The following is a 15,376-nucleotide window of genomic DNA, read 5'->3' as shown; positions in this document are numbered from 1 at the left end:
TCTTATTATAACATCGCACCAAGGTAATAGCAAGAGCCTTAAAACTGCGAGACATGTATTCCCTAGCAGTCAACATAACCTTACAAGGATAGAAAAACTTGATGATTTACTCATCAAGTTACTTCATGCTTTTATTTTTCCAAATACTCCGGCAAAAATGTATTGGCTAAAAAGCTAGTATCATAATCCCCGGCAATAACATTATCATCTGAAATTAATTCCAGCTGGAAGTCAATATTGGTTGTTAAACCTTCCACATCGAATTCCATCAAAGCACGCTGCATTTTCATCAAGGCTTCAAAACGATTTTCGCCATGAACGATGACTTTTGCAATCATTGAATCATAATAAGGTGGAATAGTATATCCCGTATACATAGCGGAATCCACACGTAGGCCTACACCACCACTTGGTAGAAACAGATTGGTGATTTTACCTGGGCTTGGGGCAAAGTTAAATTTTGGATTTTCTGCATTGATACGGCACTCAATAGCATGTCCTTTGAACTCAATATCTTCTTGTTTCACAGACAGTTCTTGACCATCTGCAATTCGAATTTGTTCCTTAACAATATCCACACCTGAAACAAACTCGGTTACGGGATGTTCAACTTGTACACGTGTATTCATTTCCATGAAGAAGAAATCGCCTGAAGCTTCGTCCAAGAGAAACTCAATTGTTCCTGCGTTTTCATAGTTCACATGCGCTGCTGCTTTGACAGCTGCTTGGCAGATACGTTCGCGTAAAGTATGTCCAATCGCGACAGATGGGCTTTCTTCAAGAACTTTCTGGTTATTACGTTGGAGGGAACAATCACGTTCTCCTAAGTGAATAACATTACCATGTTGGTCTGCTAAGATTTGGACCTCAATATGACGTGCAGGGAAAATCATTCGTTCGATAAACATTGCACCATTGCCAAAAGCTGCTTTGGCTTCAGCGGTAGCTGCTTCGAAAGCGGGGACGAGTTCTTCAGCATTGCTGACTTTACGGATACCTTTTCCGCCACCACCGGCTGATGCTTTCAGCATGACAGGATAACCAATCTTATTGGCTAAATCCAGTGCTTCTTCACTCGTATACACTTCACCTTCAGAACCTGGCGTAACAGGAACGCCTGCTTTGACCATTTCTGCACGCGCGTTAATTTTATCTCCCATCATATCCATGACCTGAGCTGAGGGACCGATAAATTTGATATTCATTTCTTCACAAAGACGTGCAAACTTTGAATTTTCACTCAAAAAACCAAAACCTGGATGAATGGCTTGGGCTCCAGTAGCAACAGCGGCTTCTAGAATATTATTCATATTCAGATAAGACTCTGTTGCACGGGCTGGGCCAATACAAATAGCTTCATCTGCCAGTGCTACATGTAATGCATCACGGTCAGCTTCTGAATATACGGCAACAGTAGCGACACCGAGTTCGCGTGCCGCACGAATAATACGTACAGCAATTTCACCACGATTGGCGATTAAAATTTTATTAAACATAGATTGATAACTCCTACCAATTTCTCTTTTATCCTCTGTTTCTGGTATAAAAGAGTGTCACCAGGCCTTGAGCTCGGTGCATTATTTGGGATTATAGTGGCAAAAGCCACGATCAGTAAACTCAAAGCTTTTAAACTTCAAAGTATACTTACTTTTAAAAGTTGCCACAGACTAACTGTGGCATTGATTATTTTTTTATTTTCCTAAAGCAAAAGTTAGTGTGCCTTTTGCAGCTAATTTACCATCAACCTTAGCTTCCGCTTCAACAACAGCAATTGGACCACGACGCTTGATAAACTTTGCATGCAAGATCAATTGATCGCCAGGTACAACTTGTTTTTTATACTTTACATTGTCCATTCCTGCATAAAATACGAGTTTTCCTTTGTTTTCAGGTTTTGAAAGTTCCAAAACACCTGCAGCTTGCGCCAAGGCTTCCATAATCAAAACACCCGGCATTACTGGATATTGGGGAAAATGCCCTTGGAAAAATTCCTCGTTAATCGTCACATTCTTAATGGCGGTAATTTCATCATCCGCGATATCAATAACACGATCCACTAAAAGGAAAGGATAACGGTGAGGCAATGCCTCCATAATTTTTGTGACGTCAATATTTACTTCTGCCATTTTTACCGCTCCTTTACTTAATGCGTACTAATTCTTGACCGAATTCAACTACATCTTCAGCATTAACCATGATTTCAGTGATAACACCGTCTTTAGGTGCTGGAATTTCGTTCATAACTTTCATTGCTTCAATGATGAGTAAGGTTTGACCTTTTTTAACTGAATCTCCTACACTAACGAACTCAGGTTTACCTGGAGCTGGTTGCAAGTAAGCTACACCAACTAAAGGACTTGTTACTGCTTCACCTTCTACTGTAGCAACTTCTTCTACAAGTTCTGTTTCTACTGCAAGTTCTGTAGAGCTTTCGCTTACAGGCATTGGTGCACTTACTTTTGTTTCTGGAAGTGCTGTTCCTGTGGGCGCTGCAAGAATTTTATTTTCGTTTTTTGAGAAAGACAGTTCTCCTTCTGCTGTGCGCCAAGAAAATTCACGCAAGCTCGAACCGTCAAACTGTGTCATCAAATCTTTTACTTCATTAATATTCATTTTTATATCCCGCTCGCTTTCTTTTCCACAATCTAAGTTAAAGTGCACTTAGATTGTGGAAAAGAAAGCAGAGTGCTTATCTTTCTTTTAAACTAATCTGTGAATTTTTTAAAGGCCAATACGGCATTGTGTCCACCAAACCCAAAGTCTTGTGACAATGCATAATTGATTTCAGCATCTTGACCTTGGCCAAGAACGACATTAATTGTCATGCCTTCGTCCAATTCTTTTGTTCCAGCGTTAACTGGTGCAAACTGATTTAAAATGGCTTGTACAGTTGCTACTGCTTCGATAGCTCCTGTCGCTCCGAGAGCATGCCCGTGCAAAGCTTTTGTTGATGAAACCAGAGCTTTATCCCCAATAACATTGTGGATAGCTTTTGCTTCCGTCTCTTCATTAGCATGTGTTGATGTACCATGTGCATTGATATAATCAACATCTGCTCCAGAAATCCCTGCTTCTTCTAAAGCAAGCTTCATCGCATTTTCAGCACCAACACCTGATGGAGTTGTCATATGGTAAGCATCGTTTGTGTTACCATAACCAACAATTTCAGCTAAGATATTTGCACCACGTGCTTGAGCATGTTCAAGACTTTCCAAAATCAAGACACCTGCACCTTCACCCATCACAAAGCCCGAACGGTCTTTATCGAATGGACGACAAGCAATTGAAGGATCTGCCTCTTTTGTCAAAGCAGTCAAGTTGGCAAACCCAGCAATACCAAGTTCACAAATTGCAGCTTCAGCACCACCAGCGATAATAGCATCTGCATAACCGTGTTTGATTTCACGGAAAGCTGAACCAATAGAATTTGCACCTGCTGCACATGCTGTTACTTCAGCACGCGATACACCACGAGCACCTGTGCGCAAGGCAACATTACCTGTCGCCATGTTGGCAATTGCCAGTGGTACATAAAGTGGTGTTACTTTACGTGGACCTTTAAGAAGTGCTTGTGAGTTCTTTTGTGTTTGCTCCAAGCCACCGATACCTGAAGCCATGATACAACCTAAGCGATCGTAATTTGTGTTCTCTGGAGTTATGCCTGACATTTCCATAGCTTCAAGAGCCGCATAAACAGCATAAAGTGAGAAAGTATCCATACGACGGGCATCTTTTTTCTCGAAATGCTTCTCAAATGGAAAATCTTTAACTTCAGCTGCTACACTGATTCCTGTCGCTTCAGCATCAAAGCGCGTAATTGGACCGATACCTGTTTGACCAGATTTTAGGCCATTCCAAAATTCTTCTGGTGTATTACCGATAGCACTGGTTACACCGTAACCTGTAATGACTACACGATTCATATTTTTTCTCCTTTGGAGTTTGTTACAAACTTCTTTTTAGTCTAATCTGATATAAGGCTACATTGCCATACCACCGTCAATAGACAACACTTGCCCTGTCATGTATTCTTGCTCTGCAAGGAATTTCACAACTGTGGCAACTTCTTCTGGTTGACCAAATCGTTTCATTGGGATTTGACCCTTCATTGTATCCTTGACTTTATCCGAAAGAACTTCAGTCATGTCAGAATCAATAAAGCCGGGAGCAACAGCGTTGACGCGGACATTGCGCCCAGTAACTTCACGTGCAATTGATTTTGTCAAACCAATCAATCCCGCTTTGGAAGCTGCATAATTAGCTTGGCCGGCATTCCCAATTAAACCGACAACAGAAGTAATATTAATAATTGCCCCTTCTCTCGCACGCGTCATTGGTTTTAGAACTGCCTGTGTCATATTGAAGGCACCTGTGAGATTTATTTTTAAAACAGCTTCGAAATCTTCTTCGCTCATTTTCAATGATAAACCATCACGAGTTATTCCCGCATTATTAACCAAAACATCAACCGACCCCAAAGCATCTACTGCCTCAGCAACCATACGTTTAGCATCTTCCGACTGGGAAATATCACCAGATACGCCAACAGCCTTAACACCAAAAGAAGTGAACTCTGACAAAAGTTCTTCAGAAATGGCAGAACGTCCATTGATAACTACGTTTGCCCCAGCTTGAGCAAACTGTAAAGCAATCGCCTTACCAATACCACGTGTTGAGCCCGTCACAAAGACATTTTTATTTTTAATTTCCATTATTTTTTCCTGTTCTTATGATTTTTAATTGCTCTCAAACCAAGTTCTACAGTGACAACTTTTACTCATTGAATAAGTTTAAGCTTCTTCTGTCACCAAAGCCTTGAATGAAGTAAGATCTTCAACATTCGTAAAGCTTGCTTCTTTGTCGATTTTTTTTATAAAACCAGAAAGAACTTTACCAGGTCCAACTTCAATAAAGCGCTGTACACCAAGTGCTTTCATTGTTTCAATGGATTCGTAGAAACGTACTGGCTCGATAACTTGACGCGTGAGGAGTTCTTTTACTTCTGAGTCTTTCATAACTTTCGCTGTCGTATTTGAAATCAGCTCCAACTTAAAGCTATTAAAATTAACCTGTTCAAGTTCTTTGGCTAACTTTTCGCTCGCGGGTTTTAAGATGGCTGTATGGAAAGGACCAGATACTTTCAGCTCAATCAGACGTTTTACGCCAGCTTCTTTTAGAAGTTCAACGGCGTAATCAACGGCTTCAGCTTGACCACCAATAACAATTTGAGCCGGAGTATTATAGTTTGCTGGGCTTACAATTCCACGTTCCGCTGCTTGTTCACAAATTTCTTCGATCAAAGCAGCTTCTGTATTCATCACAGCAACCATTTTACCTGATCCTGTTGGTGCAGCTTCAGTCATGTATTGACCACGTTTTGCTACTAAAGCAACAGCTTCCGCAAAATCAAGTGCACCACTGGCTACCAATGCAGAGTACTCGCCTAAAGAAAGTCCAGCCACAAGATCTGGCTTAATACCTTGTTCTGAAAGCAAACGAAGGATTGCTACAGATGTTGTTAAAATAGCTGGTTGTGTATATTGTGTCTCGTTGAGTTTTGTTTCATCATTATCGATTAACTCCCGAAGATTATAACCCAAGACTTGACTTGCTTGATCAAAAGTTTCTCTGACAATGTCAAATTCATCATAAAGGTCTTTAGCCATACCCAATTTTTGAGCGCCTTGACCAGAAAAAAGAAATGCTGTTTTCATATTTTTAAGATTTCACAAAATTTAGATTTTTGTGACACTTTCCTAATTTTCAAAATTTATTACAAGTGAAAAACGGGGCTTTCACCCCATTAATTCTCTTATTGTTGAGCTTCAACATATTTAACGAGATCAGAAACAGTTTTCATGTCCGCTTCTGTATCTACTTCAACATCGAATTCGTCTTCGATATCGTTAATGATTTGGAAAAGGTCAAGTGAGTCAGCATCGAGTTCTTCAAATGAAGTTTCGAGTGTTACTTCTTCTTTTTCTTTGCCGAGTTCGTCAGCGATGATGTCTTGTACTTTTTCAAATACTGCCATGTTATTTCTCCTTTAATGTGTAGAAAGTATATATATTATAGCGTGATAAATCACTCATATAACCAAATTTAAATGTTATCAATCTTATCAAAGATTAATAATGAGCGTACCCCATGTGAGGCCGCCACCGAAACCTGTCTGGACAATTTTATAATTTTCGTCCAAAGAAAGTTTACCATTTTTTATCGATTCTGACAAGAGAATAGGTATCGAAGCTGCACTTGTATTGCCATATTCTTGCATATTTTGCAGGAATTTACTGCGTACAGCACCTAATTTCTTGGCCATTTTATCAAGTATTCGAGAATTTGCTTGATGCAATAAAAAATAGTCAATATCTTCAGGTTTCAGATTTGCTTTTTCCAAGGTTTCTTGGATATTTTTTGGAACGTCACGTGTCGCAAAGTCAAAGACCGCCCGTCCGTCCATTTTTATGAACTCTGTAACATGGTTAACTTGACCACTAAGTTCAGGATTAAGTGCCAAATAATTTGAGGTAAGGGAATCGCCTCGAGAGCCATCTGTTCTTAGATTTTCTGCGATAATCAAAGGTTGTGTACCTGTGTCTTCCAAAAGAACACCACCTGCACCATCTCCAAAAAGAACAGCGGTAGAACGATCCGACCAATCCAAAGATTTAGACAAAACTTCTGCACCAATAACCATACCACGTTTGTAGCCACCGGCAATCAGCTTCTCAGCCGTTGATAAAGCGAAAACAAAACCAGAACAAGCAGCTGTTAAATCATAAGCAAAGGCACGATGTGCGCCAATTTTTGCTTGGACCAAGGCTGCCGTACTTGGCATACTGCTATCAGGTGAGATAGTCGCCACGATAATAAAATCAATCTGGTCTGCTGACAAATCAGCTTGAGCTAAGAGTTGTTCACCAACCTTAGCAGCCAGATCACTGGTATTTTCGTCAACTGTAATGTGTCGCTGCTTAATACCCGTCCGTGAATAAATCCACTCGTCACTCGTGTCCATGATTTTTGCCAAATCATCGTTTGACACAATATTTTCGGGCACATAGTGTGCCACCTGGGTAATTTTAGCGAAAGGCATTATTTCATATTCTCCAATGACTTATGTAATTCTTCAAGTTCGCCTGCAAGTTTGTTTTCGGTAGTCCCGTAAACACTTAACATAAGTTTTTCTGAAATGCTACGGAAAAATTCGCTGTGCGATGCACAGAGAGCCATACCTTTTTCAGTCAATACGATATAAGCCACACGACGGTCACGATCTGATCGTTCGCGCTTGATATATCCCTTAGTTTCCAAGCGATTGAGTGTAATGGTGATTGTTGAAAGGGCTAATTTTTGATTCCTTGCAATGTCTGTAGCGCGGCAAGTTCCCAAAGTATGGATAAGTGTCATTTGTTGAAGTTCTTTCACAGTTACATCTGGGTAATCAGAATCCTTCAAGAACTGTTCTTCTAAGTTCATGCAGTCGTGGAAAAGTTGAATCAACCATTCATTAATTTTGTCAAAATCTGTTTTCATTTGTACTTCCTGATATTTTGATGATACAAACCATTTACAATACAAAATTGTACCATAATAAAAATAATTTGCAAGTGCTAAGTAGATTTGAAAAATGCCTCTGATGGCTTGGATAACCTCTTTATCCTGCTTCATAAAGAAAATTTCCAAATGTAGTCGACAGCAAAAAGATGAAATCATGGTATTTCATCTTTTTTTTTATGAAAAAATTCCTTTTTAAAAAGGATCGCAAAATCCTTTTTATTTTTAACATTTGAGACTTTAACACATCTACTATATGCTTATTTTCATTATAGCAAAATAAAAGTCTAAAATTTTCTGTTTTTCTTGTTTTCTTGTGAATTTGGCTCAAAAAAGGAGTTTTAAATAACACTATCCCCCTTTTTGTCTAAAAAAACTCTCGAAAAAGCTTCCAAGAGTTTATGTATCCAAATTTTTATTTCGTTTGTTTTAATAGTGCATCTGTATAATCAGTCAACTGCGCCATTGAAGCTGTGGGACCGCCAAAGAAATAGACCTTCTCATAATCCATTGTGATGACATGCCCTTCTTTAACTGCCTTGAAATTTTTCCACACAGGATTTTTTTGAAGTGCTTCATATTGTGCTTTATCTGCATTTTTAAAATCGATAAAAATATAGTCTGCATCAAAATCTTTGAGGCTTTCAGCGTTGACTTCTGCATATCCTGTTCCTTTGGATAATTCCGACATTTTTGGCGATTCTTGGAATCCGAGACCACGCGTAAGTGCTTGACCACCGCGCGCAAAGTTATCGCCATAAGCGTAAATTTTATCGCCTTGGAGCTCTAGCAAGGAAATGCTTGATTGTGCAGTATCTATGCCTTGAGCTTTTAGCTTTGTTTTTTGCTCTTCAGCTTTTTTGTCAAAAGTTTTGAGAAACTCTTTCTTTTCATCTTCACGATTCAACAATTTGGCAAAGAAATCCAAAGATTTATCCATATCATTCAAATCTTGATAGTTAACAAGTACAGTAGGTGCTACTTTTTCATAATCAGAAACTTGAGTTTTATCCACTGTCACAATCAAATCAGGCTTTTGACCAATAAGTTTTTCAATATTAAAGCTTGGCGAACCAAGATCAACCATATTTTCCTTTTGTTTATCTGACAAATAAGGATTAGGAAAAGCCCAAGAATCCGTCCCAATTACATTTCCACCTAAGGTTGCAACATCATCCGGATAATTCTGTACTGCAATACGTTCCGGATGCGCAGGAACTTCTACTTCACCATTTAAGGCAGTGAAGGTTACTTTTTCCTCTTTTTGGGATTGTGATACATCTGAGTTTGAACATGCAGAAAGACCCAAAAGGCCAACTGCTGCTAAAGCTATAGAATATAATTTAAGGTGTTTCATGAAATCCTCTTTCAAATTTTTTGTATTAAGTATATATAGTAAGGCGCACCTATAAGAGCAACCATAAAACCAAGCGGTAAGCTTGACGGTGCAATAATAATTTGCGATAAACTATCTGCTAAAAGTAAAATAATCATTGAGACCAAAGCAGTCATCAAAGCTCGTTTTTTACTTTCAAATCCCACCAGTTCGCGGGCTATGTGTGGTGCAATCAAGCCAATAAAGGCAAGACCGCCAACTAATAAAACGCCAATTGATGCAAAAAGTAGTGCCAATATATAAAATTGCATTTTACTCTGTTTCACATTTAATCCAAGGCTTGTTGCCATTTCTTGACCCAAACTTAGTAAGTCTAACTCTTTTCGGAAAAAAATGAAAATAACCAGACCAATTATCAACAGGACCATATTCACACTAATAAAGGTTTTATCTGTTTGCCAGATGTCTCCGGATAACCAAACCGCTACTTGCTGAAAATCAAACCGATTAATGGAAAGTTGAGCTAAGGTAATCAAGGCTTGAAATAGAGCGGTAATTCCTAACCCAATCAGAAGGACTTGGATATTACTTACATTTTTCTTTAGCGCAAGATGATAGAGCAAGGTAAAGGAAAAAAGTCCTCCCAACAAGGCAAATAAAGGATACATAAAGATCCAAGAGCCCGAAAGTTTCAACCACTGACTAAGAAAAAGGAACAGTACCGCACCTGCACTGGCCCCACTTGTAATTCCAAGTGTACCCGCATCTGCTAAAGGATTATCCACTACAGTCTGAATAATATAGCCGGCCATAGCCAAAGCAGTTCCTGCAATAAGTACCACAAGTGTCCTTGGCATTCTAAACTGAGGAATCAATATGGATAGTAAATCCCAATCTGTCGAAAAGTGTGTCAAGTCGATAATAATAAAGGCAACCAAGAGGAATATTAAAAATAAAAATTTCTTTTTCATTTTTCCTCCTTACTCATCATATAAATGAAGAAAATTGCGCCAAATAAAAGAGTTAAGCTGCCTGCTGGGAATTCATAAGGCTTGAACAAATTACGGGCCAACACATCTGCTACAAGTAATAGCATCACGCCTAATAAATTGCTCATAAAGAACCTTTTTAAAAAATGTCCTCCTACCAGTCGCCTTGCCAAATGTGGCGCCATGAGTCCGACAAAACTAATCACACCGACACTCGAAACTGTCACCCCACTTGCCAGAGCCACCATAGCCATAATCAACAATCTGAGACGATTTACAGAAATACCTAGACTGGTTGCCATCTCTTCACCAAAGGACAAAACCTTTATCTGATTTGCAAATAAGAGAACCATTGATACAAACAGTACAGTCACAACCATTAAAATTTCCAATTTTAGTGGAGTGATTCCGGAAAAGGAACCCACAATCCATAAAAAATAAGACTGCATATTTTTACTATAAAAGGTCAAAATACTTGCAAGACTTGTTGCAAAAAGGCCAACAGAAGTTCCCACAAGAACAACTTTCATCGGTTGAAATTTACTTTTCACGGTAAGGACAGCTACAGTAACGAGAGCAATAAATGCTCCTAAGCTTGCTACAGCAGTGCCCAACCATCCACCTGTGGAAAGATTGAACACTAAAAGCAAAGCAAGTGCAAAACTTGCACCACCTGATATCCCCAATGTGGATATCTCGGCAATAGGATTACCTGTCATACTTTGAACCAGAAGTCCGCTACTGGAGAGGAGAATTCCTATAAACATTAAGGCCAATAAGCGCGGTAAACGCAAGTGCAAGACGACACTCTCGTGCCAAATCTGGCTGAAACTATAGTTTTGATCACCGAGCATGAGATATAGGAAAGACAAGACCATAATCGTCACCAAAGCCAGTGCAACTTGATAAGAAAACTTCCTAATCTTCATTTTTAACCCCTGTAATCATAAGAGTTTGGCAGAAAAGATCACGACCTAATCGAACATGTAATCCAAAGCTCTCATGAATAATTTCCTCTGTAAATAATTCTTCCACCGGGCCTGAAGCAAAGATTTCACCCTCTTTTACAATAACTAAATTATCCGCAAAACGCGCAGCATGGTTTAAATCGTGGATGACATAAACTACTGTTTTGTTCATCTTTTTCGCAAAAGTTTTTAACAGTTTTAAAATATCAAGTTGGTGCAAAAGATCGAGATACGTTGTCGGCTCATCCAAAAGAATAATTTCACTGTCTTGCGCTAAAATCATCGTGATAAAAGCACGCTGACGCTGTCCACCAGAAAGTTGGGCAACTCTTTGGTTACGTAGCTCCCAAATCTCAGTTTCCTTCATGACTTGCTCCACAAAGTGCTTGTCTGCTTCAGATAAGTTCTGTTGAGTAAGCTTTTGATGTGGAAAGCGGCCAAGACTGACCAGCTCATACACAGTTATATCACTCGGGGCTTGCATGGCTTGTGGGAGCAAGGTCAATATTTTAGCGATTTCTAGATTTTTACGATTAGAAAGACGTTCATCTTTATAGATAACTTCCCCTTCATACTTGATTAAACGTCCCAGGGCTTTGAGTAATGTCGACTTCCCTGAGCCATTTATTCCGATAATCGCTGTCGTTTTGCCCTGCTCAATTTCCAAAGATACATCTCTTAGAACCTGCTTTTTACCGTAATATACATTTAAATTTTTTGCCCCAAAATACATGAGTTCTTCCTTTTTAGCTCTAGTCACTCGAAGATGCCAATAATGTCAAATACTTTTTACATATTTAATTAAAGCATACTTTATAAAAGTTAACAAGTACTTTCTAAATTATTTTAAGTCAGATATTTTCCCTATCTTAACCTTTTATCATTTTACTTATAATGTAAGAATTACAAGAGTAAAACCCCCAAGCCCAATGACTTGAAGGTTGTCCTGTTTACTTATTTTAATTATGGATTTATTTAAATCTGTCTTGGAAATTCATCCTCACCTATGATTATAACAAATTTTTCAAGATTTCTTCTTTTTGTCCTCAGGTGTCTCGTAATTTCTTCGCAGGGAAAACTTATCAGGTACCAAGTCATAACCTGGTTTACAAAATGGATGACATCGTAAAAGCCTTGAGGTTCCCATTGCAATTCCCTTGGTCGCTCCATGCTTCTCAATAGCTTGAATCATATAATTCGAACAAGTTGGATAATAACGACAAGCCGGCGGTAACAGAGGGGAAATAAATCTCTGATAACCATGTACAGTTTTGACTAAAACTTTTTTCATTTTTTCCTTTTATTTTAGGGCTTCTAGAATATCTGCAATCATCAGTTCTGGCGTCAAATGATAACGATCATAAAGTTCATCCACAGCAACAGAGTCATTAAACTCCTTATCTGCACCATAATTCAATATTTTCACACCAAATTGTCCAAGATAACCAGCAACTTTTTGACCAAAACCGCCATCTAGAATACCATCCTCGATGGTCACAAAGACTTTATGGTCCCCAGTCAATTCTTTCAAGGTTTTCTTATCAAGTTCTGCAACGAACATTGGATTAACTAGTGTAGCATTGATCTGTAATTTCTCCAGTTCTTCTGCTACTTTTTGACCGTGACTAAAAAGACCGCCCAAGGCCAGAATGGCAACTTCTTCACCTTTACGCACAATTCCATACTGTGCTTTACTGAAATCAGTCAACACGGTTGAACGATTTTCCACACCATGCTCAGGAATTTGTAGTACCACTGGATGGTCTTTTTGTGTCAGTGCCCAATCCAACATTGCTACAAGCTCTTCTTCACTCGTTGGCGCCAAGTAGACCAAATCAGGAATGTTAGAGAGCATACCTATTGCAAAGCTCCCTTGGTGAGTTTTATCCGAACCAGAGATGGAGGCTGATTTTACAATAGCGACCGCTGGTTCCTTGTTGATTGCCAAGTCATGTAAAAATTGATCATAAGCACGTTGCATGAAGGTCGAATTGTGAAAAATCATTGCACGTGCCCCACCTGCTGCAACCGCTCCGCCAAAGGTCGTCACATATTGTTCAGCAATCCCAGCATCAACATAGTTTTCTGGGTGCTTTTCAGCAAATTCCTTTAGGTTATTCACCATTGGAATTCCACCATTGACTGCGACTAAAGGCATACCCTCAGCAACTTTTTCTTCCATATAATCAAGAATAATACGGGTATAATTTTTCGCTGAACTTATATTTTTCAAAGAACCGTCTGCTAAATTGAAGGGAGAGCGCCAGTGGAAGGCTTCCTTCATGTCAACAGCAGGTTGATAACCATGTCCTTTTTCGGTATTGACATGTAAAACAATCGGATGGTCAATATCCTTTACTTCTTCAAAAAAAGAAATGAGCGCCTCGAGATTATTACCATCTGCTAAATACTTATAATCTAATCCAAATGCTTTAAACAGATTATTTGGTGATTGACCATCTGTTGCGCGTAATTCAGCTAATCCTTTATAAATCCCACCATGATTTTCAGCGATTGACATTTGGTTATCATTGAGAATCAGGATGAAATTTTTATCATAAGCACCAGCATTGCTGATTGCCTCCAACGCTAAGCCACCAGAAAGTGAACCATCACCTAAAATAGCAATAATATTACCTTTTTGCGCTGTTAAATCACGTGCTTTAGCCAGTCCCATCGCATTTGCAACAGACGTTGAGGTGTGTCCAACAGTGAAAAAATCATGTTCTGATTCATGTTGACTTGTATAACCCGTGATGTCATGAAAATGCCCATCTTGAAAACCGTGTTTACGTCCTGTTAGAATTTTATGTGGATAAGTTTGGTGGCTAACATCCCAAACGAATTTATCCACAGGCGATTGAAAGACTTTGTGCAAGGCAATGGTTAATTCTACGACACCCAGATTTGGTCCTGTATGTCCCCCAATCTGACTGACTTTATTGAGCACTGCTCCTCGAACATCTTGAGCAAGTTCGGTTAATTCAGCAGCGCTTAGCTTTTTTAAATCTGCTGGCGCATTTACTTTATCTAAAATAGTCATCTTTGCCTCTTTCCACTCATTTTTCACTTTTATTCATAGTGCATAAGTTTACAATCTATTCTATTACTTTTTGTTCACTTTTGCTGATTTGGGAGATGGACTTGTCCGTAAACGGACAGTAAATTTTGTACCACGCGGTTGATTATCTTCAACCGTGATTCGGCCATTATGTGCCTCAGCTATTTGCTGTGCAAGGGATAAGCCAAGACCTAAGCCACCTTTTTGTCGTGTTCTTGCTTTATCCACACGGTAAAATCGGTCAAATATTTTTTTCTTATCAGCTGCTGTAATTCCTTCTCCATTATCAGACACACTCAGTAGAAGGGTTGCTCCATTTTTTTGAACATCAACTTGAATTTCACCATCTTCGCCTGTATATTTCATGGCATTATCAAACAAAATCGTTAAAAGTTGCTTCACTAAGCTTTGATCTAAACTTAAAGCTCCTTCAAATTTTAAGGTAGTTTTTAAAGACTTATCAGAACTTTCTGCCAAGAGCTGGTAATTGCTAAAGATGGCTTCAAAGAATTCCTTATCTGTTGGCTCAGGATTTGTTTTAATGTTATTGTCCTGTCGCGCCATGTTCAACAGATTAGTCGTCAAAAGTCGCATATTACGTACTTCCGAAAGACTCTCTGAGATATTTTCAGATTCTTCAATTATTGTTGCATTCGGATTTTGGAAAAGTAATTCTAAGCGATTTTGTAAAATAGCGAGAGGCGTTCTTAGCTCATGGCTTGCATTTTCAACAAAAGCTTTCTGCTTTTCATAGGCAACCATAACAGGACGCAGCGTCCAGTTGGCAAGATACAAGCTAATAATCACGGAAATAAACCAGAACATAACCATTGTTGTAATGATAATAAAATTACTCCGACTCAAGCTATCTTGAAGTTGATCCACGTTACTAAAAACTTGAATATAAGCAATGTTGCTTGCACCATAGGTTGTGTCCAGGTTTGATTGTGGCATCGCCAAGGTAACATATCGATAATGCCAATCAGGACCATAAGGATTCCGAATAGAAATCGACTTGATTTGTCCAAGGGCGTCCTTGTCTAACTTGGCTGTCTTCTCAAGTTGATAACGTACGAGGTCGACACGTATGATTTGTTGCTGACTGCTGCTTCCTGGTTTCGTTGTTGCATCAACACTGCCTGTTGGTCCTAAGACATTGCCCTTTTCATCGTACATGACGATACTGTTTGTTGGACTGTAATTGCCTTGATTAATTTCAAATGTCCCTTGATTGACTCCCGCCTGATCAAGTGCCAGCGCTCTTAAAATATCTGGATTAGCTGCTAAATCTCGTAAATTTTGGTCAGTAGACTTATAGACCCCGCTTGTGAGCACTTGCAAAATAATTACTGTGAGTGCAAAGAAGATGATCGTGAAATCTAGAAAAAAATGAAGGAAATTTTTCCCATCATTTTTCACAATTGGCATCGATTTTATTTTTTCAATTATCTTTTTCATAAAA

General features: G+C 39.0%; 16 protein-coding genes. All 16 read right to left on the bottom strand.

Annotated features, from left to right (window positions below; all coding sequences use genetic code 11):
- Nucleotides 1-131: 131 nt before the first annotated feature.
- Nucleotides 132-1,496, bottom strand: a complete 1,365-nt coding sequence (locus J0J36_RS02635) for an acetyl-CoA carboxylase biotin carboxylase subunit (RefSeq protein ID WP_019293790.1) — start codon at nt 1,494-1,496, stop codon at nt 132-134.
- A gap of 195 nt (nt 1,497-1,691) precedes the next feature.
- Complete coding sequence (gene fabZ, locus J0J36_RS02630; RefSeq protein ID WP_004258779.1) at nt 1,692-2,126, bottom strand: 3-hydroxyacyl-ACP dehydratase FabZ; 435 nt, start codon at nt 2,124-2,126, stop codon at nt 1,692-1,694.
- A 13-nt stretch (nt 2,127-2,139) separates the two neighbouring features.
- Nucleotides 2,140-2,613 (bottom strand): acetyl-CoA carboxylase biotin carboxyl carrier protein, encoded by a 474-nt coding sequence (gene accB, locus J0J36_RS02625; protein WP_019293791.1) that lies wholly within the window; start codon nt 2,611-2,613, stop codon nt 2,140-2,142.
- 92 nt (nt 2,614-2,705) lie between these two features.
- Nucleotides 2,706-3,923: a beta-ketoacyl-ACP synthase II gene (gene fabF / locus J0J36_RS02620; RefSeq protein ID WP_019293792.1), complete on the bottom strand. Its 1,218-nt coding sequence runs from the start codon at nt 3,921-3,923 to the stop codon at nt 2,706-2,708.
- Nucleotides 3,924-3,980: 57 nt separating this feature from the next.
- A complete protein-coding gene (gene fabG / locus J0J36_RS02615; RefSeq protein ID WP_153924598.1) occupies nt 3,981-4,712 on the bottom strand; it encodes a 3-oxoacyl-[acyl-carrier-protein] reductase in 732 nt (243 codons plus the stop codon).
- 78 nt (nt 4,713-4,790) lie between these two features.
- The gene (gene fabD, locus J0J36_RS02610) at nt 4,791-5,714 is read right to left on the bottom strand and encodes an ACP S-malonyltransferase (protein WP_153924595.1); all 924 of its coding nucleotides are present in this window, start codon (nt 5,712-5,714) and stop codon (nt 4,791-4,793) included.
- 98 nt (nt 5,715-5,812) lie between these two features.
- The gene (locus J0J36_RS02605) at nt 5,813-6,034 is read right to left on the bottom strand and encodes an acyl carrier protein (protein WP_003135454.1); all 222 of its coding nucleotides are present in this window, start codon (nt 6,032-6,034) and stop codon (nt 5,813-5,815) included.
- Between the two features lie 87 nt (nt 6,035-6,121).
- Nucleotides 6,122-7,099: a beta-ketoacyl-ACP synthase III gene (locus tag J0J36_RS02600; RefSeq protein WP_019293795.1), complete on the bottom strand. Its 978-nt coding sequence runs from the start codon at nt 7,097-7,099 to the stop codon at nt 6,122-6,124.
- Nucleotides 7,099-7,539, bottom strand: a complete 441-nt coding sequence (locus tag J0J36_RS02595; protein ID WP_004258807.1) for a MarR family winged helix-turn-helix transcriptional regulator — start codon at nt 7,537-7,539, stop codon at nt 7,099-7,101. The genes J0J36_RS02600 and J0J36_RS02595 overlap by 1 nt, the downstream gene beginning before the upstream one ends.
- A 436-nt stretch (nt 7,540-7,975) precedes the next feature.
- Nucleotides 7,976-8,917: an iron-hydroxamate ABC transporter substrate-binding protein gene (locus tag J0J36_RS02590; RefSeq protein WP_040086540.1), complete on the bottom strand. Its 942-nt coding sequence runs from the start codon at nt 8,915-8,917 to the stop codon at nt 7,976-7,978.
- Between the two features lie 11 nt (nt 8,918-8,928).
- Complete coding sequence (locus J0J36_RS02585) at nt 8,929-9,867, bottom strand: iron ABC transporter permease (protein WP_206886742.1); 939 nt, start codon at nt 9,865-9,867, stop codon at nt 8,929-8,931.
- Nucleotides 9,864-10,814, bottom strand: a complete 951-nt coding sequence (locus tag J0J36_RS02580) for an iron ABC transporter permease (protein ID WP_153924590.1) — start codon at nt 10,812-10,814, stop codon at nt 9,864-9,866. Before J0J36_RS02580 ends, J0J36_RS02585 begins: the two co-directional genes overlap by 4 nt.
- The gene (locus tag J0J36_RS02575; protein ID WP_019335684.1) at nt 10,804-11,586 is read right to left on the bottom strand and encodes an ABC transporter ATP-binding protein; all 783 of its coding nucleotides are present in this window, start codon (nt 11,584-11,586) and stop codon (nt 10,804-10,806) included. Before J0J36_RS02575 ends, J0J36_RS02580 begins: the two co-directional genes overlap by 11 nt.
- A 291-nt stretch (nt 11,587-11,877) precedes the next feature.
- On the bottom strand, nt 11,878-12,144 hold the full coding sequence (yidD, locus tag J0J36_RS02570) for a membrane protein insertion efficiency factor YidD (protein ID WP_019293801.1): 267 nt from the start codon (nt 12,142-12,144) through the stop codon (nt 11,878-11,880).
- A gap of 9 nt (nt 12,145-12,153) precedes the next feature.
- Nucleotides 12,154-13,896: a 1-deoxy-D-xylulose-5-phosphate synthase gene (locus J0J36_RS02565; protein ID WP_153924586.1), complete on the bottom strand. Its 1,743-nt coding sequence runs from the start codon at nt 13,894-13,896 to the stop codon at nt 12,154-12,156.
- Nucleotides 13,897-13,959: 63 nt separating this feature from the next.
- The gene (locus tag J0J36_RS02560; protein ID WP_019293803.1) at nt 13,960-15,372 is read right to left on the bottom strand and encodes a cell wall metabolism sensor histidine kinase WalK; all 1,413 of its coding nucleotides are present in this window, start codon (nt 15,370-15,372) and stop codon (nt 13,960-13,962) included.
- Nucleotides 15,373-15,376: the final 4 nt, after the last annotated feature.

Origin of the sequence: Lactococcus sp. LG1074 (genome assembly GCF_017309525.1) — a bacterium.
In the GTDB taxonomy this organism is placed as follows: Bacteria; Bacillota; Bacilli; order Lactobacillales; family Streptococcaceae; genus Lactococcus; species Lactococcus petauri.
The sequence above is the reverse complement of the archived record's forward strand: the minus strand, read 5'-3'. Positions and strand labels throughout refer to the sequence as shown.

What these genes read in the sequence shown, in the direction of transcription:
- J0J36_RS02635 (WP_019293790.1), bottom strand. Translation starts at nt 1,496, where the DNA reads ATGTTTAATAAAATTTTAATCGCCAATCGTGGTGAAATTGCTGTACGT.
- fabZ (WP_004258779.1), bottom strand. Translation starts at nt 2,126, where the DNA reads ATGGCAGAAGTAAATATTGACGTCACAAAAATTATGGAGGCATTGCCT.
- accB (WP_019293791.1), bottom strand. Translation starts at nt 2,613, where the DNA reads ATGAATATTAATGAAGTAAAAGATTTGATGACACAGTTTGACGGTTCG.
- fabF (WP_019293792.1), bottom strand. Translation starts at nt 3,923, where the DNA reads ATGAATCGTGTAGTCATTACAGGTTACGGTGTAACCAGTGCTATCGGT.
- fabG (WP_153924598.1), bottom strand. Translation starts at nt 4,712, where the DNA reads ATGGAAATTAAAAATAAAAATGTCTTTGTGACGGGCTCAACACGTGGT.
- fabD (WP_153924595.1), bottom strand. Translation starts at nt 5,714, where the DNA reads ATGAAAACAGCATTTCTTTTTTCTGGTCAAGGCGCTCAAAAATTGGGT.
- J0J36_RS02605 (WP_003135454.1), bottom strand. Translation starts at nt 6,034, where the DNA reads ATGGCAGTATTTGAAAAAGTACAAGACATCATCGCTGACGAACTCGGC.
- J0J36_RS02600 (WP_019293795.1), bottom strand. Translation starts at nt 7,099, where the DNA reads ATGCCTTTCGCTAAAATTACCCAGGTGGCACACTATGTGCCCGAAAAT.
- J0J36_RS02595 (WP_004258807.1), bottom strand. Translation starts at nt 7,539, where the DNA reads ATGAAAACAGATTTTGACAAAATTAATGAATGGTTGATTCAACTTTTC.
- J0J36_RS02590 (WP_040086540.1), bottom strand. Translation starts at nt 8,917, where the DNA reads ATGAAACACCTTAAATTATATTCTATAGCTTTAGCAGCAGTTGGCCTT.
- J0J36_RS02585 (WP_206886742.1), bottom strand. Translation starts at nt 9,867, where the DNA reads ATGAAAAAGAAATTTTTATTTTTAATATTCCTCTTGGTTGCCTTTATT.
- J0J36_RS02580 (WP_153924590.1), bottom strand. Translation starts at nt 10,814, where the DNA reads ATGAAGATTAGGAAGTTTTCTTATCAAGTTGCACTGGCTTTGGTGACG.
- J0J36_RS02575 (WP_019335684.1), bottom strand. Translation starts at nt 11,586, where the DNA reads ATGTATTTTGGGGCAAAAAATTTAAATGTATATTACGGTAAAAAGCAG.
- yidD (WP_019293801.1), bottom strand. Translation starts at nt 12,144, where the DNA reads ATGAAAAAAGTTTTAGTCAAAACTGTACATGGTTATCAGAGATTTATT.
- J0J36_RS02565 (WP_153924586.1), bottom strand. Translation starts at nt 13,896, where the DNA reads ATGACTATTTTAGATAAAGTAAATGCGCCAGCAGATTTAAAAAAGCTA.
- J0J36_RS02560 (WP_019293803.1), bottom strand. Translation starts at nt 15,372, where the DNA reads ATGAAAAAGATAATTGAAAAAATAAAATCGATGCCAATTGTGAAAAAT.